Origin of the sequence: Acetobacter sp. AC2005, assembly GCF_037901235.1 — a bacterium.
Classification (GTDB): domain Bacteria; phylum Pseudomonadota; class Alphaproteobacteria; order Acetobacterales; family Acetobacteraceae; genus Acetobacter; species Acetobacter oryzoeni.
Genome location: NZ_CP149625.1, coordinates 2,339,823 through 2,364,450, shown reverse-complemented (window position 1 = coordinate 2,364,450; position 24,628 = coordinate 2,339,823). Strand labels below are relative to the sequence as shown.

The following is a 24,628-nucleotide window of genomic DNA, read 5'->3' as shown; positions in this document are numbered from 1 at the left end:
AATTCTATACGATTTTTAGGAGCTTATTGTGCGTTCACCTCGTTCGATCATGGCTCGTCCAACTGGCATCACACATCCCCTGCTTTTAGGAACAACCTCCGTATTCTGCTTATTGGCTGAGCCAACTCACGCCCAAAATGCCAGTAGCTCCTTACCCAAACAGCACCAGACTACACAAAAGAAAGCCCCCTCAACCGCCCAGGCCCGGCAATTAACAGTATCCGATCCTCACCCCACAGCAGCACAACCCGTAGCAGGCGGCACCGAAGCCGTTATCGTGACCGGCACTCGTGAAATTGGCAAAAAAGCACGAGACAGTATCTCGCCTGTAGATATCATTACGGCACGCCAACTTTCTGAGACAGGAATGCCCTCTTTGCGGGAGGCATTAACCCAACTGGCCCCTTCTTTAACCATGCCAACCAGTGGGTATGATGCAGGCGCCCTGACATCGGCCTTCAGCCTACGTGGGCTTAGCCCGAATGAAACACTGGTGCTGGTAGATGGCAAACGGCGGCACACCACAGCCAATATTTATGCAGACCCCGGCCCTCAACAGGGCAGCACGCCCGTTGATGTAGACATGATCCCACTTGCTGCCATTGATCATGTTGAAATCCTGCGGGATGGCGCATCCGCTCAATACGGATCAGACGCTGTGGCGGGTGTGGTAAACATTATCCTGAAAAAGCAGGATCACGGTTTTCATGCGCAGTCTCTTACAGGCATCACAGCCTCGAAAGATGGGTTTGAGCAAGGCATCTACATGGATGGCGGCGCAAAACTGACGGATCGCGGTTACATTCATGTAAGTGGTGACTACGTGCATGAAGATCACACGTATCGCAGCGCACCAGACCTGCGCACGAACACAAAAATCAACAAACTTCTGGGCCAACCTGAACAAACGCGTGAAACCGTGGCTATAAAAGCCGGGTATCATATCCTGGATAATCTGGAGGCTTATGCTCTAGCCACCTATGCACACCGGCATGCTGAATCCTTCCAGAACTACCGTACGGCCAGTTCTTTAGATAACTACCCGGCTTACGCGGCCATTTATCCAAATGGCTATTCCCCAGTCATGACAATGGACGAAAACGACTGGGAAGTAACCGCAGGCTTACGTGGTGAAATTGACAACTGGCACTGGGATATCTCATCCGTTTATGGGCGTGATTACGACCAGATTGGCATTGCCAATTCAGCCAACCTTGCCCTTTCAACAGCAACCGGGCGTACGCCTACAAAGTTTGATGCTCAGGGCTACAATAATGAGCAATGGAGCAATACGTTCGATCTCAGCAAAGCTTTTCATATACCCGGCTGGCCGTATGCCATAAACGTAGCAGGAGGCGCATCTTACCGTTACGAAAGTTATAGCATTGGCACGGGCTCGGCTGATTCCACTTATAGCAGTGGCTCAGACGCATTGCAGGGCACAGTGGCCGCCAATGCTGGCAATTACAGCCGAGATGTTATTGGTGGTTATATTGATGTTGCCACCCACCTTGCCAAAAATGTGCAACTTGATCTGGCCGGCCGCTACGAACACTATACGGATGTAGGTGATACAGAAACCGGCAAAGCTGCGCTGCGGTATGACCCACTACCGTGGCTTGGCCTACGCGCAACCATATCAAACGGTTTTCATGCCCCCACACTGGCGCAGGAATATTATAGTGCTGTTGCAGTTTCCCCCACGGCGGCACGCGGCATTATTGCTGCCAATTCCCCCGGTGCGCGTGCAAATGGCGCCAACGCGCTTAAACCTGAACGCTCCACCAACGTTTCTGGCGGTATTGTGCTGGAACCTGTCAAACGGCTTCATATCACCGCAGATGTTTACCAGATAAACCTGCGCGATCAGATCCTGCCGGGCGGCAACGTATATGGCACAGATGCCCTTTCTGCCTTGCAGATGAACGGATTTACACTTCCGAACGATGCTGCCACATGGGGCAGTTCTCTTTCCACACACTGGTTTGCAAACGTGGCCAGCACGCGCACACAAGGGTTGGATATTACCGCCACATACCCAACGGAATTAAGCCCCACAATAGGCCGTATTGACTGGGACGTTGGTATTAACCTGAACCGCACACGCCTAACACATCAGAGTGCAGCAGCAGATGGCACACCGCTGCTTACTGCCCAAAGCATTGCCTACATCACCACAGCCTATCCGCGTAGCAAAATGATCTGGGGTGGCCGCTTTACCAGCAGTAATGGCAAATGGACCGTAGGCGTGCATGAAATACGCTGGGGGCAAACCACATCAGAACTCACGGATTATACAGGACCAACCAATAGTGCCAGCGTAAGCGCTTACTCTTTTACGCAATTTCACAACACGCCAAAATTCGTAACCAATCTGGACATTACCTATCGGGTTATGCCGCAACTGTCTTTTACGCTTGGAGCGAACAACCTGTTTAATGCCCTACCCTCACGCGTGCCAGATAGCAACCGTTACCTTGGCGTGCCTCAGTATTACATGAGCACATCACAACTGGGTATCAATGGTGGCTTTTACTATCTGAAAGCAGATGTAAGATTTTAGAATGACTGCTTAAATAACACATTTATGGGGCCGCAATGGTGTGGCCCCGTAAAAAGCAATATTACACAAAAATTGTAAAATGCCTTTATTAGGCTTGAACACTTTTGGGCATGGTGTCCATATCTATCACAAAGCGGTATTTCACATCGGAACGTAAAACACGTTCATAGGCTTCATTGATCTGATCTGCATGCACAACTTCAATATCACTTGTAATATTGTGCTTACCGCAGAAATCCAGCATCTCCTGCGTTTCCTGAATACCACCAATAGCAGAACCAGCAAGGCTTCTGCGCTTGGCTACAAGGCTGAATGCACCAATGGACATCGGCTTTTCTGGCAGACCAACAAGAACCATATGCCCATCCTGCTTGAGCAGCGCGAGGTAGGCATTAATGTCATGTTCGGCTGAAACGGCATCTAAAATGAAGTCAAACTGGTTGGCTTCTGCTGCCATTGCCTCTGCATCACGCGAAATAACTACGCGATGTGCACCCAAACGTTTACCATCTTCCACCTTGCTTACCGAAGTGGTGAAAAGTGTTACTTCTGCCCCCAATGCCACAGCAAATTTTACGGCCATATGGCCCAAGCCACCTAGCCCCACAATGCCCACCTTGTGGCCTACGCCCACTTTCCAATGTGATAGCGGAGACCATGTAGTAATGCCCGCGCAAAGCAAAGGTGCAGCCGCAGCCGGATCCAGATTTTCAGGCACACGCAAAACAAAACGTTCATCCACCACGATTGCGCGTGAATATCCACCAAACGTATAGGCGTCCGTTTTAGGAAAAGCCGGATCTGGGCTATTGTAAGTCCAGGTTGGCCCGGCATCACAGTACTGCTCCAACCCGGCTTCGCAAGAGGCGCATGTCTGGCACGAATTGACCATACATCCCACACCAACCAGTTCACCCAGCTTAAAACGTGTTACATCTACACCTACGGCAGCAACGCGTCCGATAATTTCATGGCCAGGCACACATGGGTAAGAAGCAGGCCCCCATTCGCTCCGGGCCGTATGAATATCAGAATGGCAGATACCGCAATGCGTGATATCAATCTGCACATCAAGAGGGCCGCAATCACGACGTTGGAAAGTAAAAGGAGCCAGTGGAGTTGTGGCGCTGGAAGCAGCGTAGCCGATGCAGGTAAACATGAAACGTTCCTATTCAGGCTGAAAACAGATTTCAGATCACCTGCTCAAACTAACAGAACCTACCCGCCTTATGTAACCATATCGGCTTCACCCCTGCGTTGCCCTTTTTAACACGCACCCTGCATGATGCCTTGTTTTTTCATCAATATTGCTCGGGAAACGTCATCCTACAGCAACGTTACATACTCAATCACATAAGGAATATGTCTATGTCACGCCCACCCTTTCCGCCTTTTGATATTGAGAGCGCAACACGCAAAGTCCGCCTTGCTGAAGATGCCTGGAACTCCCAAAACCCTGATCAGGTAGCGCAAGCCTATACTGTGAACAGCCAATGGCGCAACCGAACTGAATTTATCCATGGGCGTGATGAAATTGTAGATTTTCTGAAACGCAAATGGCGCACAGAACATGATTACCGTCTGATCAAAGAGCTCTGGGGATTTCGTCAAAACCGTATGGCTGTTCGCTTTGCCTATGAATGGCATGATGATGCAGGACAGTGGTTTCGCTCTTACGGCAATGAAATGTGGGAGTTTGACCCCGATGGACTTATGCGCCGCCGTTTTGCTGCCATCAATGATTTGCCTATCGAAGCAGAAAGCAGATTGTTTCATTGGCCCCAAGGACGGCGCCCTGATGAGCATCCAGGACTTTCCGATCTAGGGCTGTAACACCATAAAGAGCAAGCGCTTGCCAGACAGCATATGACTGGCTGGCAAGCTGGTTTTCTCACGCCCCATCATAATCAAACCTTAGGCTTGCCTGTCGTAAATCAAGTAGACAGATAGTTCGTAAAAAACCTACACTCAGTAAGTGAGATACCACACAAGATAGATACTCTGTATTGATGCAACGCAATGGATTATACTGAGAATACATAGATAAGGAGATACATTACAGAATGAAAATTATCAGAACTGCTGTAGTCACAGCTCTTATTACCATCACGAGTGCCTGTACATCCACCGGCAATACCTCCATAAAACATACAACACTTACGGAAGTTAACCAGAATATTCATGATGGGGTAACGACTGCACCCCAAGTGTATCAGATTTACGGAGAACCGGGGCAGAAAGGCTATGAAAATGGTTATGAGTTCTGGGTTTATAGTTTTACAGCTGGTAGAGAAGATGGGCTCTCAATAGCTCAGGATGTGGTTGGTCTGGGCATGCTTGGAGAAAAAACAAATAACAAAAGCAAAACGCTTACCATCGTCTTTAACAATGGCATCGTATTAAACCATAGCTTCTCCACCTCAAATTTTAGTTCCAGCAGTGGATTAAGGCAGTAACTTCTGTCTATTTTCTCTTAAAATCCAAGGCGGGATATCCATTCCATTGACAAAAACATGAATAATCAGCCTGTTTCCGATACGCAACGCCGCCTGGTTATGCTCTGTGCTGTTTTAGGGATTGTGTTAGGTGGGTTGGATGGTGCCATTGCCAACATTGCCCTGCCAACTATTGCCCGAGATCTTTCGTGCACTGAAACGCTAACTGTCTGGATCGTTAACGGATATCAGCTTGCTGTTGCTGTCAGTTTATTGCCTGCTGCTGCATTGGCTGAATCTCTGGGTCTTAAAAGAGTATATGGTTTTGGGTTAGCATTATTTACTGCTGCTTCTCTGGCATGTGCACTTTCGGGGTCTATTGGCCTTCTTGTTGGTTCACGCGTTTTGCAAGGCATTGGCGGTGCCTGCATGGCTGCGTTAAGCGGTGCACTTGTTAGAAGTGTGTACCCACGAGAACTTTTGCATAAGGCATTCGCAATAATTGCTCTTGCCGTTGCCATTTCTGCAGCTACCGGCCCCACATTGGCCGCTGCAGTTTTATCTGTTGCCACTTGGCCTTGGTTATTCCTTATCAATCTGCCAATCGGCCTTATAGCTGTCCCTCTTTTTCTACGAGTTGCACCACATAGCCCGCGCCGTTCATTTGCATTCGATTGGATGGGCGCTTTATTGAATGTTGGTGCTCTGGGGCTGGGTGTTCTTGGTGTTGATGCACTGGGGCAAAAAGAAGCCAGATGGGGAGGAATTGAAATCGGAGCAGGCTTTCTATGCGCCATTATGCTGTATATGCAGCAACGCCACCAGAAGGCCCCTATGCTTCCCCTTGATCTTCTGGCCATTCCGCTATTCTCACTCTCCATCCTTACATCTGTTTGTGCGTATGCAGCACAAATTCTGGCGTATGTTGCTCTGCCATTCCTGTTTCAAACCGTTATGCATCAATCTGCAGTTACAACAGGCTTGCTTGTTACGCCTTGGCCATTACTTGTTGCCGTAGCAGCACCCTTTGCCGGACGGCTAGCTGCCCGCCACCCCGCTTCTGTTTTAAGCAGCATTGGGCTGACTATTCTGGCAGCCGGATTAAGCATGTTGAGTATTATGCCAGCACATCCGTCCTTCTTGGATGTTGCTTGGCGTATGGGGTTATGCGGTATTGGGTTTGGTTTCTATCAAACACCCAACAATCTTACCGTCATGACCTCCGGCCCAACAACGCGCAGTGGTGCTGCCAGTGGTATGCTGGCTGTTGCACGCACAATGGGTTGGGCACTGGGGTCTGCCTTTGTTGCATTGGTTTTTGGTTTGTCTGAAGGCGGTTCCGGGGCTGTTCATTGTCTTGAACTGGCAACAGGTTTTGCCCTTGCCGGAGCCATTCTTAGCGTTTCACGCCGTGTTGTGCGTGATGAACAGAAAAACATGAAGCATTGAGAAACAAAGAAAAAAGATATCCATCAGTTTTCTGCATCTTCTACCTTTCTGCCAACGCATGTTTTTACGGCATGCAGCTTACACAGAAATTCCACTCACTTTAATTATATACATATTGCATATTTTAATCAGGCACAGTTTAGTCTGAATTTATGCCCCAAGACTCGCAAGCTCCTGCGCCTCCGTTCTCTTCAAAAAAATCTGCATGGCGTTTTGCCAAAACAGCAGATGCAGGCGGCCAAAGTCTGCCAGAAGTTTTTGCCAGCATTAAACTCCCCGCAGCAAATACATCATGGCTCAAGCGCTTTTTAGCGTTTGTTGGGCCGGGCTACATGGTTTCTGTTGGATATATGGACCCCGGCAACTGGGCGACCGACTTACAAGGCGGTGCCCAGTTTGGATATACCCTGCTTGCGGTTATTCTACTTTCAAACCTGATGGCAATTCTCCTTCAGGCTCTATCAGCCAGACTAGGCATCGCAACGGGCCGTGATCTAGCCCAAGCTTGCCGAGATCATTTTCCACCCGCCATCAATATTGTTCTTTGGTTAGCCTGTGAACTTTCCATTATTGCATGTGATCTAGCCGAAGTGATTGGTACAGCCATAGCGCTACAACTGCTACTTGGCATTCCAATCTTGGGTGGTGCCATTATCTCGGTTCTTGATGCTTTTCTTGTGCTTGTTTTGATGAATCGCGGTTTCCGATATCTGGAAGCATTTATTATTGCATTACTCAGCATTATTGCCATTTGTTTTGGTGTGCAAATGATAGCTGCAGACCCACCTCTTGCCCAATTAGTAAAAGGCTTTATTCCTTCACCTGAAATCATAACCAATAGTCAGATGCTCTACATTGCAATCGGCATTGTTGGGGCTACGGTTATGCCACATAATCTATATCTTCATTCCTCTATCGTGCAGACACGTGCATTCGAACACACATTATCCGGCCGCAAGGAGGCCATTCGCTGGGCGACGTGGGATAGCACAATTGCTCTTATGCTGGCTTTGTTTATTAACGCTGCCATTCTTATTGTTGCCGCGGCTGCTTTTCATACAACAGGCCATCAAAATGTTGCAGAAATTGAAGATGCTTACCGCCTGCTCTCCCCTGTTCTTGGGTTAGGCATTGCATCCACCTTATTTGCCGTTGCCCTTCTGGCTGCTGGCACTAATTCAACCGTAACCGGCACATTGGCCGGGCAAATTATTATGGAAGGCTTTTTGCGGTTAAAAATACCGCACTGGATGCAACGGCTGCTCACACGCGGTCTTGCCATTATTCCTGTCATAATGGTGACAGCTCTTTACGGTAACAAGGGTATTGGAAATCTGCTGATGCTCAGCCAGGTTATCCTATCCATCCAACTTCCTTTTGCTGTTATTCCTTTAATTCTGTTTGTATCTGACAACCAGAAAATGGGTGAACTTGTTATTTCTCGTAAAACAACCATCCTTGCTTGGGGTGTTGCTGGTATTATTTTGGTTCTTAATTTCACACTTTTGTATGATACTTTTTTCTGAAAACAATTTATAATTGCACTCACAAAACCTGATCTACAATTTTCCTAATCCATAAATCTGTAATGGGCGCATATGGAATCAGCATCCGGTAATAAAATGCCCCATACAGCAGATCGAGCATAAGCTCTCCTGTTTCTGAAGACATTCCGAACTGTTCTAGCGCCTCCAACCCTGCTTTTCTTCTAGGTGCAATCCACCTATCCCAAAAAGCCTGCTCCAGCACAGCACTGGATTGCGCTGCCGCAACCATATGCCGCAGAAGTTTCCGCCTTGGTTCGTCTAGCGCATGGCTAAGATCTTCAAGTGCAAAAATAAGTGTCTGCTTAACATCCTGTCCAGCGCGATAGGCAATGCGTGGTGTCAATTCTGACAGAAAAGCATCCATCACCACGGCTGCAGCACTGTTCCAACGGCGATAAAGCGTTGTTTTGGCCACACCTGAATGGCTTGCAATAGCTTCCATCGTCACGCGCTCCGGTCCCAAGTCATATGCAAGCTTCAGGGCTGCACTACGCGCTGCCTCGGTCGCGGCTTCACTACGCTTGCGTCCGCTCCCTGCTACAGCAGCTTTTGCGGCATGAGATAGATTGCGAGTGTTCAAAAGAGATCTCCAGTGCGTCCTTAAGGAAATTGCCACCATCCAGCATTTTTCGCAACGATCCGTATCGTTTCTTGACTACGATACGGATCGTATCGTAATTATCTTTTCATTCCGATAGCGGTCGGAATCTGAAAAATGCCGGAGCAAGCCTGTGATAGGACAGTCCATTCAGAAATGGGATGCACGCGATAAAGCCACAGGCACTTTCCTGTACCCATCTGACTTGCGGCCAGAACACTGTGTTCACCTCAAGGTTCTCAGGGCCGGGCGTGCCCATGCCCGCATCCTTGAAATTGATATTCATGCAGCTCAAAAGGCACCGGGGGTTCTGCGCGTTCTCACATACGCCGATATCCCAGGCCTCAACAGATTCGGCCTCATCACCCCCGATCAACCTGTTCTTTGCCATGACCGCGTAAGGTTTCCCGGTGATGCTATTGCTCTTGTAATTGCAGAAAGCGAGCACGAGGCTCAAAAAGCCTGCCAACTTATTCATGTAGAATATGAAGACCTACCAGCCATACTGGACCCAAAACAGGCTCTGGCTCCCGGCGCCCCCCAGATCGGACAGAATGGCAATCTCTGCCACGAGGTTAATCTGGGTTTTGGTGATGTTGATGCAGCTTTGGCAGATTCTGCGCATGTCGTGCGTCTGACTTACAGCACCGGGCGGCAGGAACACGCTTTTCTGGAGCCTGAAGCCGGCATTGCCTATCGTGATAATCAGCAGCGTATTGCCATTATTTGCGGCGGACAAAACCCTTTTGCAGACCAGAAACAGATAGCAGCTATTCTCGGTATCCCGATTGAACAAGTCTATGTGTCTCCCCCCCCTATGGGAGGCGCCTTTGGAGGTAAGGAAGACCTGAATGTTCAGGCACATCTGGCTTTAGCGGTGCAAGCCACAGACCGTCCCGCCCGGTATGTTTATGAACGTGAAGAAAGCATTGGCTACTCCGTTAAACGGCATCGTTTTGAAGTAGATGTCGAAGTGGGATGTGATGCCACCGGAAAACTGACCGGCTTCCGGGCAAATCTTCTGGCCGATACCGGAGCCTACATGACGTTAGGCCCTGCCGTTCTTGTTCTGGCCGCCGAACACGCCTCCGGGCCTTATCGGTTTCAGGCAAGCCGTATTCATGGTCAGGCCGTCCATACCAATACAGGAAATGCCTCGGCCTTTCGTGGGTTTGGCAACCCGCAGGTTATTCTGGGCATCGAACAGGCTATGGATGAACTAGCCGCCAAATGCGGCCTTAACCCTATCGACTTCCGCGAAAAAAACCTTCTTCGCGGCGGAGACCGTGCAGGAGCTGGGCATATTGTTCGTCATGATGTTACGCTTCCACGCCTGATTGCTGCCGCACGCAAAGGGCCATTACTATCTGCCCTTTCTCAAAAAAGCTTACATCCAGATCAGGATGGTAAGTTCCGTGCAACCGGATTTGCATTCGTCTGGCAAGGGTTCGGGTTGGGGGCCGGTGCTGAGCCCGGATCAAGCGTGACCCTACGCCGGGACGAGAATGGACATTTCTGGCTGAATTGCTCCACGGCAGATTTGGGGGAAGGCAATCTTTCTGCATTTCAGCAGATTGCAGCATCAGGGTTGGGGTGTCATGCCCATGATATCCAGCTTGATATCGGCACAACAGATAACACAAATTCATGGTCCACAAATGCTTCCAGATCCGTGGTTGTAACAGGTAATGCTGTAGCGCAGGCAGCAAAACAACTGGCCATGAGAATAGCTGCGGGCGAAAGCGGTGTGCTTGAAGAAACAGCACATTATGCCCCTATTTTTCCAGAAAAACTGACACTTGGCGCCCCGCACATAGGGTATTCTTATGGCATACAGGCCGTGCGTATTGCGCTGGATACTGCAACCGCCAATGTTACGGTGGAAGAAGTTGAAACATGGTTAGATGCAGGAACAGTTATCAATCCCGATGGTGTAACAGGCCAGATTGAAGGCGGTTTGGCGCAAGGGCTTGGCTTCGCTTTAAGTGAAGACCTCGTGCAGCGCGAGGGGCGTGTTCTGAACAACCGTTTTTCATCATACATTCTCCCGACAATTCGAGATGTACCAATAGATGTTCGCGTCCATCTAATTAACCATCCCGATGCATCTAATCCTCTCGGTGCGCGCGGCATAGCAGAAGTTGGGCTCACACCCGCCGCTGCGGCTATCGCCAATGCTTTGGCACGGTGTGTTGGGCATCGCTTCGCGCACTTTCCAATCAAACCGGAAGCTATTCTCCCGGTCATGGAAGAAATTCTGTCATGATCACATTCCAGCTTAATGGCAAACCCGTCCAGATTGCCCATGCGGGTAAAACCCTGTTGCAGGTTCTTCGTGACGATTTTCATTTGACTGGCGCCAAGCTTGGCTGTGGTGAAGGCGAATGCGGAGCCTGCACCGTTCTGGTTGATGGTCGACCAGTCTGTTCTTGCCTGCAAGCAGCCGAAATGCTGCAAGGTGTAGCTGTTGCTACCATTGAGGCATTAGCCCAGACGCCAGAGGGATCTGAAATCTGTTCTGCACTGGCGCGCAAAGGGGGCGTTCAATGCGGGTTCTGCACGCCGGGAATAGTCATGGCTTGGGCCGGACGGCACCCTGATGACGCGCCAGATGATGCCCTGGAGGGAAATCTTTGTAGGTGCACGGGATATGTTAAAATTCGCACAGCACTTGAACAAACAGACTGCCTTCTGCCGCACAAAGATACCGTTTCCGGTAAAGCTGATATGTCTTTGCAAGACGGACTGGCCCATCTGGCTCAAAACCCAGACCTCATCCCGATTGCAGGCGGAACCGACCTGATAGTACGCGCAGGCCATAATCTTGGCTCCCTCCGGCTTTTTTCGTTAGATAGGCTGAATGCGCCGGAACTACGTCAGGTTTTCTGGGAAGATGGTAACCTTGTAATAGGAGCCCTGATGCGATGGCAGGACATCCTGCATGATCGTATCATTGCGCACACTGTGCCTATCCTCAGAGATGTCGCCTATGGTGTTGGCAGCCCTCAGGTTAGAAATGCAGCCACCATTGGCGGCAATGTAGCCACCGCTTCACCGGCAGGGGATAGTCTTCCGGCTCTCGTAGCACTTCAGGCTCGTATTCGGCTGATCCATCCAGACGGAACCCGGGAGATGCCCGTTGCAGAGTTTATTACAGGGGTTGGACGCACGAAACGTAAGGATGGTGAACTTATTGTCGGATTTGTTATTCCTGCCAAATGCATCGGTCAGCCACAAATGTTTACAAAAGTAGGCCCTCGCAAAGCGCAGGCAATTTCAAAACTTTCTCTGGCAACAGTTTTAGTTCCTGACGATCCGGCCGGAATCAGCTTTGCATTCGGCGCTGTTGGCCCTGTTCCTATGACATGCCCAAAAGCACATCAGTATCTTGCTGCACAGGAATGCGATGAAAGGCATTTCAAGTTTGCGGCTGAACTAGCTATGTCGGAAATTACACCGATTGATGACATGCGTTCTACCGCAGCTTACAGGAAAGCCGTAGCTAGAAATCTCCTAATCCGCCATTGCCAGAAGATATTTGGGCATAAGAGCTAAAATGTTTTTTCGTATAGTTTACATTATAACTCGAAAAATCAAGAAGCTACGCTATGCAACGCTTGCACGATAATAATAATGCACCAAGCCACGCAGGCTGGCGTTTATTTGCAAGACCAAATTCGTTTTCAACGCTGGCTGTTAACCCTAAGCGGCCTCTATGACTGGCTCACAACCAATAGCGGCAATTATCATAGCTATATCAGCCAACATCAGCATGTTAGAGATAAGAAGAAAAGCACGTGATGAGCCATGCGTTTCTGGCTAAGCAGCGAACAGTGGCTCCAGACAAAGCTTTATCAGATCTTGCTCTCGATAGTAAAATCAGAATATAGCAAGATCTCTTGCATAGAAAAAATTATAAATAAAAAGAAATTTTTATATTTATACTACAAAAAATACCACTACTTCCTTGCATTTGGCGCATCTACTTGTTGAATCATTTTTTCAATCATTTCCCAACATATCTGAAAATGACGATGCCTTTCTTCAACATCATTGAATGTCTCCACCCCAACCAATGCCCGATGCATAGGCCATTGCAACACGAAGCCGGGAATATAACGGGACAATACCTGAATGCGCTTACGGTTTTGTGGTGTATCTGGCCACTGCAAGGTGCGTGCAAGCAACATTTCTATGCGTTCGAAAAATGGCTGCATAATCTCTGTTGAAAGACTATTGGCAGCAGCGGGTACCCGCCGTGCATCCGTGACAAGAATACGATATGTTTCAAGAGTTTCCTGCTCTAGGCAGAAATCCTGAAATTGCTCAAAAAGTTCCTTTAAGGCAACCATGGGTTCTCGGGACGAAAATTCGGCCTCCTGAGCAACCTCAAACAATCGTCTGCAACGATTATGCATCACCGCTTTAAAAAGATCCTCCTTTGAAGGATATCTGCGGTAAATGGTGGGTTTACTGCAACCAACTGTTTTAGCAATCGTGTCCACTGAGGTAGCAGCGTAACCGTCTGTCAGAAAAGCCTGTGTTGCGACATCCATAATCTTGCGATCTAGTTCTTCACCAGCATCTGGTGAAGGACGGCCACCTGTCACACGGACAACATTCTTTCCAGACAATTGCTTCCCTTTCTGCTCCTTGCACTGAGCGAGCATGTTTAATTATATGCCTGATACGATGTAGACTATCGGGAGACAAGTTCTGAGTAAAACCCAAGCAGACAAAAGCTATTGCTCATGTGGTTTTTAGTAGGAGTAAATGTATTGCAGCAGACTATTTTCTACGTAGATTTCCCCAGCTTCCAAACGTCTGATAAATCCTTTTCGTTCCAGAACCGCCATCGCGCGACTTAAACTTTCGTAGGAGATACCAATATAATCGGCAATATCACGCCGATTCATAGGAAGTTTTAGAATGTGAGTTGCATGGTCAAAATATTGCACGCATGCACAAGACTCTGCAATAAACTGCACTGTCCTAGAAATAATATCAAATTTTACTGCCCCGATCAGATGTCTTTGTAATAATTGAATTTCGCACAAAGAATTTAGTAAAAATTTATTTTGGATATTTGGATGATTTATTAAAAATGACTGAAAATTTCTGACTTCAAATTGCAAAAGGTGACAATCTGTAAGGGCGTCAACTGAATACGGATAAGTCTTCTTTCCAGAAAACCCTAATAAATTCCCATTTGAGTAAAACCCCAGAATCTGTCGTCTTCCATCAGCCAGCTCGTAAGAAACCCTTACAATCCCCGATTGAATGACATATCCATTTTTGCAAACATCACCTTGAAATAAGATCCTTGTCCCCGGAGGAACATGATGTATGTTCCCAGCGGTTGTGAGAGCCTGTGTATCCATCTGGGAAAGACGTGCAGCATCCCTTTCTGAGATAGATGAAATCTGTTTTTGAAAAATAATCTGATTTTGTATCACGAAACCAGTTCCAATATATCATCGAAATTACCTAAATTATTCTCAAATACTTTAAATATCAGGTGGATTATTAGACATAAACTTCAAAGAAAACCGGGCTACTTGACCTGCAATCAGTGGCCCATGTACTTGTCCTTGCACATGCATATCAACACCACGGGCATTCTCCATATCTGCCACAAAGATTCCATTGGTAATGCTGGCGGCTCCTCCAATTGTCCAATATGTTCCAGCCAGATCACTCAGCCTGCTTAGATTGGTGACACAAGCTGTGGCTTTCAGTGTGGCGTTGCCAAATGTCAGTAGCCCTCCGCCTTTGATTTCTACGGGGTACTGGTGTGTTCCCTCTGTAAAAACACCCTGCCCGGAACCATACCCCACAACGGCACCTGTTTCATGAAGCGTTAGATTGATGCTTCCATCCACCTCCCTGCATTTGGGATGTGCAGAAGCAAAGGTGGGCATCATGCCTGCGAACATGGCGGATGCCATCCAACACGCATGAAAAAGCTTATGGAAACGGAATATCATGGAAATATTTCTTTCTTTAAGCGATACGGTTCTGTGCACCCAATAATACCATACGGTATCGTTTACAATATGGATAAAAAACTGTAGCGCTTGGTAAGCGGAGCATTATGCATGACTCCGCTTCCAAATGGAGGTTTGTATGACACTCGAAATCTTAAACGAAAAAAACAATCACACTGTTTCAGACGCATTAAAGAAACATATTGAAACTCTTTTTTCCGGGCACGCTGATCGCATGGAGAAAAACCTGAAAAGCCAGATCAAAACACTTCAGGATCAGCTTGAAACCCATGAGCAGAAAAGACATGCGTCTCATCTCAAGTTCTGCCTTACAATGGCAGCTGCACTGGCAATATCAGCCATTGTGCATTTTCGGCACCGTAAAGCACAGTAACTTTTTCTGAAAACACGGAGCATTTTCATGGCAGATCTTATTGTTGTTGGCTTTGATACGGAAGATGGCGCAAGCTTAGCGCGATTTGAGTGCTTTAAACTTCAGAAGGAATATCTTCTGGATCTGGAAGATGCCGTTGTTGTGCGTCGCACAGCAGATGGCAAGGTGCACCTAGACCAGTCCGTTAATCTGACAGCCCTTGGTTTTTCCAGCGGCCTTGCCATGGGAGCATTCTGGGGCACCCTGCTGGGCCTGATCTTTCTTAATCCGCTGGCCGGTTTTGTGGCCGGAAGCGTTGCCGGAGCAGGAGCAGGCGCTCTGGATGGCAAACTGAGTGATTATGGCATCAGTGATGATTTCATCAAGCAGGTTGGTGCTACCCTTAAAAATGGCACATCCGCTCTTTTCATTCTTGTGCGCAAAGCCCAGCCAGAAAAGGTTATTGAAGATCTGCGCTATATGGGCGGACACCCGCATATCCTTCAAACCTCACTTTCCCCCGAGGCCGAAGCAAAGCTGCGCAATCTTATTGGCTGATACCCTGCCCCTACTTCCGGCATAAAGCCGGGAGTAGGTTTTCCTGAACGCGTTCTGCTTGTTTTGTTCTTACTTTTTCCCGTCTGGAGTTGAGGCCTTAAATCCACCGCCTGTTGCCTTGTAAAGATCAACGGATGCATCAAGGCGTTGCAACCGCGCCTTTACGCGGGAAAGTTCTGCCAGTTGCACGGTGGATTGTGCGACCAGAACATCAATCTGGCTGGCATATCCCTGATTAAGACGAAGTGTTGTTAAATGCAGCTTTTGCTGCGCCGCCTCATCACGGGCAATATTATCAGCATCACGCTCAGAAGCCGTATTCTGTGCCAAAAGCGCATCCCGCACCTCTTTGAACGCTGTACGGATCGATTGCTGATATAAGGTAACCTGCTGGTTCTTGTTGGCCTTTGCCAGCTTTACCCCACTTTGCGTGCGCCCAAAATCAAGCACAGGCGCTGCCATGGCGGCGCCAAGTGTCCATGAACGGCTGGTTGCCCTGTACAGATTGTCGATATCAATATTGTTCACACCGGCAAGTGAGGCAAGCGAAATGCTTGGGAAATAGGCCGCGCGTGCATAACCAATGTTGAAATTGCTCGCAATCAGCATCTGTTCATGCATGGCAATATCCGGGCGGCGTTCCAGAAGTTCGGATGGCAATACCGAAGGTGTGGGGTCTGGCACCTTCAGGTTGTCAATCTCCTGCCCTCTTGCAATGCCAGTCTGTATGAGTTCCTGTGGGGAACGACCAACCAGAACAGATAATGCACTTTCCGCATTGTTGCGCTGATCTTCCATATCCGGCAAAGCAGCGTGAACAGTATCTCGCCGTTCGGTTGCGTCCTGAAGCAGAAGAGCATCAACCGCCCCTACATCATACTGATGTTGGACGAGAGCCAGAATTTCATCCTGTGTTCGAATGCTGTCTTTCAAAATGGCAACATTGCGATCCAGGGCGCGCAGGCTGAAGTAAAGCTTTGCCACCCCGGCCGCCACAGATAGGCGCGCGGCATCCTGCGCATAAACAGCCCCTTTTACACCTGCTTTGGCAGCCTGACTGAGGCTGGCGTTTTTACCCCATAAGTCGAGCTCATAATTCAACATGCCACCAACAAAGCCAAAATTGCTTGTCTTGTTGGGAAACTGAAAGCTCTGACCCATGGCGCGGACCTTACCATCGGCAAATTTTCCGTATGCATCACTGCCCGCAACAGAAATGGAGGGCAACTGGTTTGCAAATGCGTAGCTATACTGCGCCTGCGCCTGTGAAAGGCTGGTTTTTGCCAAAGCAATATCATCGCTGCGCTGCTGGGCTTCACTTTCCAGCTGATCCAGCACCGAATCACCATAGCGCTGCCACCATTCACGATCATCCCGTGCCACAGCGCCAACACCATCCCATGTTTTGGGCAAGGCCACTTCCGGGCGTTTATAATGTGGGGCAAGCCATGCGCACCCGCTCAACAGAAGCGGAAGGAGAAAAACCACTTTCCTCATGATGTTTTCTCCGTTGTGGGTGCGGGTTCCTTGACGCGAAACCACAAAACATAAAGCGATGGCAGAAAGATCAGCGTCAGCGCCGTGGCGACAGCCAACCCGCCCATGATCACATCCGCCATAGGCCCCCAGAAAACGCTGGATGCAATAGGCAGCATACCCAGAATGGCCGCAACAGCCGTGAGCATAATGGGCCGGAAACGGATCATCGCAGCAGCCACCACTGCATCCCATTCGGATTTGCCTGTTTGTTGCTCAATCTCAATCTGATGCACAAGAATAACCGAGTTACGGATAATCATGCCCACCAGAGCCACAAGCCCAAGCAGAGCAATAAAGCCTATGGGATTACCTGTGATAAGCAAAGCCGCCACAACACCAATCAGGCCAAATGGCGCAACACTCAATACGAGTGCCAACCGCTTGAAGCTCTGAAGCTGGATCATCAGCACCGCCATCATGATCAGCGCCATAACCGGCATAACGGCAATAACCGAGTTCTGGGCCTTTGCCGCCTCCTCAACCATACCGCCAACGGCAACATGGTAACCGGGGGGCAGATGCGCATTGAAATCGGCAATCTGGCCCGCCAGTGCCGATACCGCACTATCGGCCTGCACACCCGGGCGCAGTTGCGCCTGAATGCTCATGGTGGGCAAGCGGTCTCGCCGCCATATCAGCGGGTAATCTTCGACATAGGAGACGTTGGCGACCGAAGAAAGCGGGACAGTCAGATCATTGGGCAAACGAATGTCCAGATTGCGCAGGCTTTCAATGGAAAGACGCTCATCCGCCTTGGCACGCAAAACAACATCAACCAGATAGATGCTATCGCGCACCTGTGTGGCGGTGATACCCGTAACGGTGGAATTGATGGCCAGCGCAATAGTCGCGCTAGAAAGACCAAGGCGGCGCGCCTCCTCCTGCCGGACATCAATGCGCAATTTGCGGGCGGGATCCCCCCAGTCAAAGTTGATCAGATGCAGGTTGCCGCTTGCATCCATCATCCGCGCAACATCCTGTGCGTAATGGCGCACCTTGTCCGGGTCTCTTCCTGATACGCGATACTGCACCGGCCACCCTACTGGCGGGCCAAGCTCCAACGGAAACAGCCCGTGTACAATATCCGGCATGTCCCGGCTGAGCTTTGTATCCAGGCGCTGGCGCAAATTCTCGCGGGCCTTGGCGCTTTTGGCAACAATGACTGTCTGGGTAAAGAAATCATTCGGCAACTGTTCATCAAGTGACAGATAGAACCGAATGGCCCCGCGCCCGATATAGGAGCTCCAGTGGTCGATATCCGGGTCATCGCGCAGCATGGCATCCAGTTTGCGCGAGACATCACTTGTCGCCTTGATGGACGCTCCCTGCCGCAGCGAGAGATTGACCAGCAGTTCCGGCCGATCCGATGCCGGGAAAAACTGTTTCGTAATCAGGGGTGAAAGCACAACAGCGATAACAAGCGCACCAAGGCTTAACAGAACAGTTTTACGTGGATGATGCATGGTCAGAAGCAGAAACCGCTCGAATGTGGCCATGATCCGCCCTTTCTTGGGCTCCTCATGCACCTGCCCGGCTTTTTCGGGCTGGGCCCGCAAAATGGTCACACCAATCAGGGGTGCCACCAGAACGGCCACAAACCATGAAACAATCAGCGCCAACCCGACAACTGCAAACAGGGAAAATGTATATTCTCCCGCAACACTGTGCGCGAACCCGACCGGCACAAACCCCGCCACGGTGACGAGCGTGCCAGTTAGCATCGGAAAAGCTGTGGAAGTATAAGCATATGTGGCGGCCCGCGGCAGGCTCCAGCCTTCCTCTAGCTTGCTGACCATGCTTTCAACCGTGATCATGGCATCATCAACCAGCAGGCCAAGTGCGATGATTAGAGCACCAAGGGAGACACGCTGAAGGTCAATCCCAAGTATTTCCATGCTGGTAAAAACAACAGCCAGCACAAACGGAATACAGAAGGCAACAACCGTTCCTGCCCGACCACCCAGACTGAGAAAGCTGATCCCCAGCACAATGGCGATGGCCTCAAACAGAGCCTCCGTAAAATCCCCTACCGCATCCTTGACCACCTTGGGCTGATTGGCCACAAGGTGCGCCTCAATCCCAATAGGCATACGGGCGTGCAGTTCGGCCATTTTGGCTGTAACGTTTTTTTCAAGCGCCAGAACATTGCCACCCTTGCTCATGGAAAGAGCCAGCCCTACAGCATCCTGCCCGTTTACCCGGAACAGCGTTTGCGGTGGATCGGCATATCCGCGCGTAATGGTGGCAATATCTCCCAACCGTACCTTATGGTTGCCCGTGTAAAGCGTAACATTGGCAACATCTGCAACGGAATTGAATTTTCCGGTTGGCTGAACAAGAATCTGCTCCTTGCCTGTATCAAGCGTGCCGGAAGGAACAAGGGCATTCTGCGCCTGAAGTGCCGCTACAATCATTGCGCCGTTAATGCCTAGTCGGGCGAGATGACGCCCTGAAACATCCACGTAAATCTTTTCATCCTGAGCACCAAGTGTTTCAATCTTGGCTACGTCCGGCACATGTAGCAACTCATCACGAACGGTCTCGACATAGTCTTTCAGCTCTCGGTGGGAAAAGCCATCTGCCGTAAAAGCGTAAATGATGCCATAGGTATCTCCAAACTCATCATCAAAGAATGGCCCGACTGTTGTGGACGGCAGGAAAGGCTTGATATCACCAATCTTCTTGCGCACCTGATACCAGATATCGGAAACCTGCGCCTTGGGCGTGCTGCCCAAGAGGTTGACCAGAATGGTGGTTTTTCCGGCAGTTGTATAACTTTTAACGTAATCGAAATAAGGTGTTTCCTGTAATTTCTTTTCTATCCGGTCTGTCAGCTGATGTGTTGTTTCCTTAACCGATGCCCCCGGCAACGTGGCCTGTACAACCATGGTCTTGACCGTAAATGGCGGATCTTCATTCCGCCCCAGATTGAGGTATGACCGGACACCCGCTACCGCAATCAGGATCATGAAGAACGCAACAAGAGCTCGGTGGCGGATAGACCAATCCGAGAGATTTAAAATATGGCCTTTTTTCTCATCAGAACCAGTTTCTTCAGGGGGTAGTGCATTATCAGGGACGGACATCAGCATCATCCAGCAGGGTAATCTTCTGGTTGGGATACAAGGCCTGCACGCCTGCCGTTACAACGCGCTCTCCCTCATGGAGGCCGGAAGCTACCGTGACATCATTGGCCGCATAGCGAGAAACCTCAATCGAACGTAAGGTCACGGTCATTGTCTGAGAGTTAATAACCCACACTGCCGGTTTGCCGTTTTGTGCGGTAAGGGCTGAGGGAGGCAGGTGGATATTCTGGCCGGATGCATCGGCCAGATGCCCGATCACCACGGAACCCAATGTCATGCCCCGCGGCGGTGTCTGAAGAAGTACCTTTGCATGATAATTACGGGTTAGCGGATCAGCATCCGGTGCCAGTTCGTAAAGTGTGCCTTGTGAGCAAACATGTCGGTTTGCATCCAGACACACATCCATAATAGCACCGGTTGTAAGGCCGGAACGCAGGATATCTCCTGATATATCAAACTGCGCATCACGGCCCGCAGCTTCAGCCATACGCAGAATTGTCTGACCAGCGGAAACAACCTCTCCCACCTCAGCTAGGCGCTCCGTAATTACGCCATCTGTATTTGCGATCAGGCGGGTATGATCCAGTTCCTCCCGTGCAATGCGTTCACGCGCTTCCGTGGATTGCACTGCTTCGCGAGACGTACGGTAGCGCAGAATGGCCTCGTCATAATCATTTCGCGAAATGGCATGATCAGGCAGAAGCGCTGTGGCGCGCTTCTGCAACGGTGTTGCCTGCGCCAAAGCTGCCTCGGCAGCCTGTGCATCGGCCGTGGCAGCACGCAATGTCTGGCGGGATTCCGTATCATCCAGGCGGGCAAGCAATTGTCCTGCGTGCACGCCATCGCCAACCGCTACTTTCCGTTCCACAATTTTGCCGGGTAAGCGAAACGAAAGATTAACGACACGATGCGGCGCAACCTGCCCTGTCAGAAACTCCTCATTTCCATCTCTGCTGGGATGCACCAAAATAGAGCGTACAGGCCTGATTTCCGGTGCAGGAGCTTTCTTGTGGCATGCAGCTAAAGGAACAAGCAACAAAACATAAGCACAGGTTCCATACGACAAGATGCGCTGGCTCATCGGTATTCTGTCCTTGCGCAATCAGAAATAGGTTGAGTCAGTAGCCCGGTCATGAAAATGGCTCCTTCAAAAGGTCAGATTTTGAGGTAGTCCTAAAGGAGCTTTCCCATCTTCTTCCCAATCGGATCAAAATATATGCATCCACACGCGTTACCAGAGTATGCCATTCTGCAATAACGGTTTTTGAGCAAACTTTTCCGCAAGACGAAAAACCAACGATAAACTCGCTGTATTACTGACTTGCCATGCGTCGCAATCTATTCAACAAAGATATTTGTGAAACATTACTCTTCAGACAAACCGTTGACTGTTTTAAAATAAAAACTTTCGGCTTTTCAGAGGGATTACTGTCGAGACAACCCGTATTTTTGAATCCTCTTATCATCACCGTCATACTACCCTCTGAGTAAATTACTCTTTTAATTATACGATACGGTATCGTCTCGCAAGATGGTCTGATCGTTGAAGTCACGCATCGGACAGCATACCGACTGTTTCCCTGAAAGAACTTAAACCTCTGCGCGAGATCGTCCGCCCTGCTCAAAGACCACATCCCGGAAGGAAACCGGATTGACCGAGAAAAAACGGTAATCTGGACATCAAGCCTTTCGGGCCAGTACCTACCCCCCCCTAAACTATGAGGAACTGGAACATACAATTGCACAGGCAGAAAACTTCATACGGCGTTACCGAGACGGTTGAAGAGGCGAGATAACATCTCAAGAAGTGTCATATATCCGCCCTCAAGATATACTTGTTACATTTCCTGTAAATATATTTACATTTTAATATTCAAACCACTTTTACAGTATTATTCATAAATAAAAAAAATAGACCACTTTTTTGTATGAACCACTTGACCTTTCCATAACCCATTGTTGAGCATAAGAAGATAATTTCTTATCAAATATTACAATATGGTATAATTTTTCACAGTTTTTATAAAATTGTCACAAATATTTTCATGAAAAATACATTACACAGCAGCAATCTCTTTCGGTGTCCCCAACGAGGCGAGGAAACTGTTGACGGAAAATTGGTTACCACGTCGGCAGGACTGGTTACGTCTATGCCGTCGAGTACGTGTACTGACACGCAGAAAGGATGCAGAGGATCATCTGCAAAGTGCCATTGTGAATTACCTGGAGCGACCAGAAGGAAGTATTGAACATCCAGAAGCTTATATTACCCGCAGTGCGCTTAATCTCTCGCATAATACGCGTAAACGCGAACAAGTGAGTCAGATCGCGTCCGTAAGTTGGGAAGATATATTAATTGATGTTCGTGATGCCAGACCATCACAGGAGGAGGCTTATGAAAGCCGTCAAAAACTGGAACATTTCTATGCTGGATGTCAGCAACTTCCAGAACGAACACGTCAGGTTTTCTTAGAGCCCTTTTGGAAATTCGCTATGATAGGTTTTCAAGAGGTTTTGAGCGTGATTCAAAGGCAGGATGTGGACGCCAGCACAACGAGGCCGCATGGCCGGAATTACACGCAAGACGAAACGCTATCCGTCTGATCTGACAGATGAGGAATGGGAGCGCATAGCGCCTCTGATGCCCCCTGCGAACCGGCGTGGTCGGAAACGGACAACCGATTTCCGTGAGATCATCAATGCTCTGCGCTATCTCGTGCGCTCAGGCTGCGGTTGGGAGATGCTTCCGGTTCATTTTGGCCCATGGCAAACGGTTTACTGGTGGTTCCGCAGGCTGATGCGCCGTTTCCTGTTCCAGACCATTCATGATGTCTGTCTGATGCTCGATCGTGAAGCGGCAGGACGCGAAACCAGTCCATCGGGTGGTGTCATTGATAGCCAGAGTATCAAGGCACCCCACGCAAAGACACGTGGTTATGACGCAGGCAAGAAGATCGTCGGTCGGAAACGTCACATCGCAGTTGATACGGATGGCCGCCTTCTCCTGGTTCAGCTGACAACAGCCGATATTTCGGACAGTGCAGGAGGGCAGATGATCCTTGATGCCATTCGTAAACGCTGGCCTTGGGTGAAGCACCTGTTTGCCGATGGAGCCTATGACCGCCTCCAGTTGATGGATAAGGCCACTTTTCTCGACTTCACAGTCGAGATCATCCGGCGGTCAGAGACAGCAAAAGGGTTTGAAATCCTGCCGCGTCGGTGGGTTGTGGAACGGACCTTCGGTTGGATGATCCGCTGGCGTCGCCTTGTGAAGGACTACGAACAGCGGATCGACGTCGCAGAGGCCATGATCCACATCGCCATGGGAAGCCTCATGCTACGCCGAAACGCTCATCCGTGAATTTCCAAAAGGGCACTTACTGCATCGTATAAAAAAAATGAAATATCGTGATATAGCAGATTTACTAAATATCAGTTCCAGCAGTGTGGAAAAACATATCATAAAAGCTCTGACATTTCTTTCATCGTGGATGGAACAGTGAATTACTTCACAAGATATTCTACCATCCGACATCATGCAGCTTACTGGATTACACGGCTACATTCGGAAAATTGTACAGACGCAGAAAAAGAGGCGTTTCAAAAGTGGCTGGCTGACAGCCAGGATCACGCAACAGAATTCCAGCATTTGACTGAAATTTGGGAGCTCGGAGCAGGTGCCCCGCAAACAATGCTTCCTACCATTCCAGTTGCAAGAAAAAACAACATCCTGTTAAATCGGCGCACTGCACTCGCTTGTCTTGGAACAAGCGTTTTGATGCTTTCTCCTCTTGGACAAAAAGTTCAAGCTACTCAACTTTTGCAAACTAAAACCGGGGATATTTCCACCTTTACTCTGGGCGGGAAAATATGCTGTCAAATGGATACTGATACCAAACTTGCCTTTATTCCTGATAGCCAATGTTGTCGGCTAGAAAAAGGTCAGGTAATTTTATCAGCATCTGCCGCAGCTTCTACTTTATGGGTTATTGCTGCTCATACCAGCGTTTATTTGCAATTACACGCATCAACCAACATACGCATTGCCCCTGACTGTGTGCACGTAACTGCCTTACAAGACAAAATATTGGTTCGCAGTGAACATCTGCCTGCGTCTGGCGCGTGGCTACAACCAGGACAAAGACTACGTTTTTTTGCTGATGGACATTTACACAGTGACTACCCTGAAATTGACACGCTACTATCGTGGCAAGAAGGAAGACTGATATTTCGAAATCGTCCGCTATGGGAAGTTATAACCGAAATTAACCGCTATATACCGCAGAAAATAAAGCTTGATGCCCCTCTTTTAATTAATCGGCCATTGAGTGGTGTTTACTATATTGCCCGTGGCAATGCTTTCCTACAAATGCTTGTTCGCCTGTTACCAATTCGGTTGGTAAATAACACAAATGGCATAACACTTCTTCCTGCATGACATTTTTATGAAACTCCTTTTCATTCAATGAGGAAATATACCCCCTTACTTGTCT

22 protein-coding genes are annotated in these 24,628 nt (G+C 49.1%); 14 read left to right on the top strand and 8 right to left on the bottom strand.

The annotated features are described in order from the left end of the window. The first annotated feature begins 49 nt into the window (after positions 1 to 49). Complete coding sequence (locus QQM41_RS11295; protein WP_339078110.1) at positions 50 to 2,563, top strand: TonB-dependent receptor; 2,514 nt, start codon at positions 50 to 52, stop codon at positions 2,561 to 2,563. 88 nt (positions 2,564 to 2,651) lie between these two features. Here QQM41_RS11295 and QQM41_RS11290 read toward each other — a convergent pair whose 3' ends face one another. Further along, on the bottom strand, positions 2,652 to 3,722 hold the full coding sequence (locus tag QQM41_RS11290) for an NAD(P)-dependent alcohol dehydrogenase (protein ID WP_339077166.1): 1,071 nt from the start codon (positions 3,720 to 3,722) through the stop codon (positions 2,652 to 2,654). 209 nt (positions 3,723 to 3,931) lie between these two features. Here QQM41_RS11290 and QQM41_RS11285 point away from each other — a divergent pair, with 209 nt between their 5' ends. The 4 genes from QQM41_RS11285 to QQM41_RS11270 all read left to right on the top strand — a co-directional run bounded on the left by QQM41_RS11285 (position 3,932) and on the right by QQM41_RS11270 (position 7,973). Further along, positions 3,932 to 4,396, top strand: coding sequence for a nuclear transport factor 2 family protein (locus QQM41_RS11285; RefSeq protein WP_050820026.1), 465 nt, complete (start codon positions 3,932 to 3,934; stop codon positions 4,394 to 4,396). A gap of 230 nt (positions 4,397 to 4,626) precedes the next feature. After that, positions 4,627 to 5,019 (top strand): hypothetical protein, encoded by a 393-nt coding sequence (locus tag QQM41_RS11280; protein WP_339077165.1) that lies wholly within the window; start codon positions 4,627 to 4,629, stop codon positions 5,017 to 5,019. A gap of 57 nt (positions 5,020 to 5,076) precedes the next feature. After that, the gene (locus QQM41_RS11275; RefSeq protein WP_339077164.1) at positions 5,077 to 6,447 is read left to right on the top strand and encodes an MFS transporter; all 1,371 of its coding nucleotides are present in this window, start codon (positions 5,077 to 5,079) and stop codon (positions 6,445 to 6,447) included. A gap of 152 nt (positions 6,448 to 6,599) precedes the next feature. Beyond that, positions 6,600 to 7,973, top strand: coding sequence for an Nramp family divalent metal transporter (locus tag QQM41_RS11270; RefSeq protein WP_339077163.1), 1,374 nt, complete (start codon positions 6,600 to 6,602; stop codon positions 7,971 to 7,973). Between the two features lie 19 nt (positions 7,974 to 7,992). Here QQM41_RS11270 and QQM41_RS11265 read toward each other — a convergent pair whose 3' ends face one another. After that, positions 7,993 to 8,574, bottom strand: a complete 582-nt coding sequence (locus QQM41_RS11265) for a TetR/AcrR family transcriptional regulator C-terminal ligand-binding domain-containing protein (RefSeq protein WP_339077162.1) — start codon at positions 8,572 to 8,574, stop codon at positions 7,993 to 7,995. Between the two features lie 151 nt (positions 8,575 to 8,725). Between QQM41_RS11265 and QQM41_RS11260 the strand changes: the two genes are divergently transcribed. The 3 genes from QQM41_RS11260 (at position 8,726) to QQM41_RS11250 (ending at position 12,393) form a co-directional block, all read left to right on the top strand. Next, a complete protein-coding gene (locus QQM41_RS11260) occupies positions 8,726 to 10,858 on the top strand; it encodes a molybdopterin cofactor-binding domain-containing protein (RefSeq protein ID WP_339077161.1) in 2,133 nt (710 codons plus the stop codon). Continuing rightward, positions 10,855 to 12,147 (top strand): FAD binding domain-containing protein, encoded by a 1,293-nt coding sequence (locus QQM41_RS11255; RefSeq protein ID WP_339077160.1) that lies wholly within the window; start codon positions 10,855 to 10,857, stop codon positions 12,145 to 12,147. The genes QQM41_RS11260 and QQM41_RS11255 overlap by 4 nt, the downstream gene beginning before the upstream one ends. Positions 12,148 to 12,225: 78 nt before the next feature. Further along, the gene (locus QQM41_RS11250) at positions 12,226 to 12,393 is read left to right on the top strand and encodes a TonB-dependent receptor domain-containing protein (protein ID WP_339077159.1); all 168 of its coding nucleotides are present in this window, start codon (positions 12,226 to 12,228) and stop codon (positions 12,391 to 12,393) included. A gap of 158 nt (positions 12,394 to 12,551) precedes the next feature. Here QQM41_RS11250 and QQM41_RS11245 read toward each other — a convergent pair whose 3' ends face one another. From QQM41_RS11245 to QQM41_RS11235, 3 genes are all read right to left on the bottom strand, one after another. Continuing rightward, the gene (locus QQM41_RS11245; RefSeq protein WP_339077158.1) at positions 12,552 to 13,262 is read right to left on the bottom strand and encodes a TetR/AcrR family transcriptional regulator; all 711 of its coding nucleotides are present in this window, start codon (positions 13,260 to 13,262) and stop codon (positions 12,552 to 12,554) included. Between the two features lie 90 nt (positions 13,263 to 13,352). Then, positions 13,353 to 14,048: a Crp/Fnr family transcriptional regulator gene (locus QQM41_RS11240; RefSeq protein WP_339077157.1), complete on the bottom strand. Its 696-nt coding sequence runs from the start codon at positions 14,046 to 14,048 to the stop codon at positions 13,353 to 13,355. Between the two features lie 51 nt (positions 14,049 to 14,099). Continuing rightward, on the bottom strand, positions 14,100 to 14,579 hold the full coding sequence (locus tag QQM41_RS11235; RefSeq protein ID WP_339077156.1) for a hypothetical protein: 480 nt from the start codon (positions 14,577 to 14,579) through the stop codon (positions 14,100 to 14,102). Between the two features lie 235 nt (positions 14,580 to 14,814). Between QQM41_RS11235 and QQM41_RS11230 the strand changes: the two genes are divergently transcribed. Then, positions 14,815 to 14,973, top strand: coding sequence for a hypothetical protein (locus QQM41_RS11230; protein WP_253534003.1), 159 nt, complete (start codon positions 14,815 to 14,817; stop codon positions 14,971 to 14,973). Positions 14,974 to 15,000: 27 nt separating this feature from the next. Further along, positions 15,001 to 15,510 carry a DUF1269 domain-containing protein gene (locus QQM41_RS11225; RefSeq protein WP_339077155.1) on the top strand — a complete coding sequence of 170 codons (510 nt, stop codon included), beginning with the start codon at positions 15,001 to 15,003 and terminating at the stop codon, positions 15,508 to 15,510. 69 nt (positions 15,511 to 15,579) lie between these two features. On the opposite strand, the gene QQM41_RS11220 is transcribed toward QQM41_RS11225, so the two are convergent. The 3 genes from QQM41_RS11220 to QQM41_RS11210 all read right to left on the bottom strand — a co-directional run bounded on the left by QQM41_RS11220 (position 15,580) and on the right by QQM41_RS11210 (position 21,216). After that, positions 15,580 to 17,007 carry an efflux transporter outer membrane subunit gene (locus QQM41_RS11220; protein WP_339077154.1) on the bottom strand — a complete coding sequence of 476 codons (1,428 nt, stop codon included), beginning with the start codon at positions 17,005 to 17,007 and terminating at the stop codon, positions 15,580 to 15,582. Then, complete coding sequence (locus QQM41_RS11215) at positions 17,004 to 20,018, bottom strand: efflux RND transporter permease subunit (RefSeq protein WP_408874586.1); 3,015 nt, start codon at positions 20,016 to 20,018, stop codon at positions 17,004 to 17,006. Before QQM41_RS11215 ends, QQM41_RS11220 begins: the two co-directional genes overlap by 4 nt. Positions 20,019 to 20,121: 103 nt before the next feature. Beyond that, a complete protein-coding gene (locus tag QQM41_RS11210; RefSeq protein WP_339077152.1) occupies positions 20,122 to 21,216 on the bottom strand; it encodes an efflux RND transporter periplasmic adaptor subunit in 1,095 nt (364 codons plus the stop codon). A gap of 1,025 nt (positions 21,217 to 22,241) precedes the next feature. Between QQM41_RS11210 and QQM41_RS11205 the strand changes: the two genes are divergently transcribed. From QQM41_RS11205 to QQM41_RS11190, 4 genes are read left to right on the top strand one after another with little or no spacing between them, the layout of a single operon-like run. Next, positions 22,242 to 22,739, top strand: coding sequence for a transcriptional regulator (locus tag QQM41_RS11205; RefSeq protein ID WP_339077151.1), 498 nt, complete (start codon positions 22,242 to 22,244; stop codon positions 22,737 to 22,739). Further along, positions 22,672 to 23,496, top strand: a complete 825-nt coding sequence (locus QQM41_RS11200; protein ID WP_011251455.1) for an IS5-like element IS12528 family transposase — start codon at positions 22,672 to 22,674, stop codon at positions 23,494 to 23,496. The genes QQM41_RS11205 and QQM41_RS11200 overlap by 68 nt, the downstream gene beginning before the upstream one ends. Positions 23,497 to 23,533: 37 nt before the next feature. Beyond that, complete coding sequence (locus tag QQM41_RS11195) at positions 23,534 to 23,638, top strand: hypothetical protein (protein ID WP_408874563.1); 105 nt, start codon at positions 23,534 to 23,536, stop codon at positions 23,636 to 23,638. Then, positions 23,623 to 24,573: a DUF4880 domain-containing protein gene (locus QQM41_RS11190; RefSeq protein ID WP_339077150.1), complete on the top strand. Its 951-nt coding sequence runs from the start codon at positions 23,623 to 23,625 to the stop codon at positions 24,571 to 24,573. Before QQM41_RS11195 ends, QQM41_RS11190 begins: the two co-directional genes overlap by 16 nt. Positions 24,574 to 24,628 lie beyond the last annotated feature (55 nt).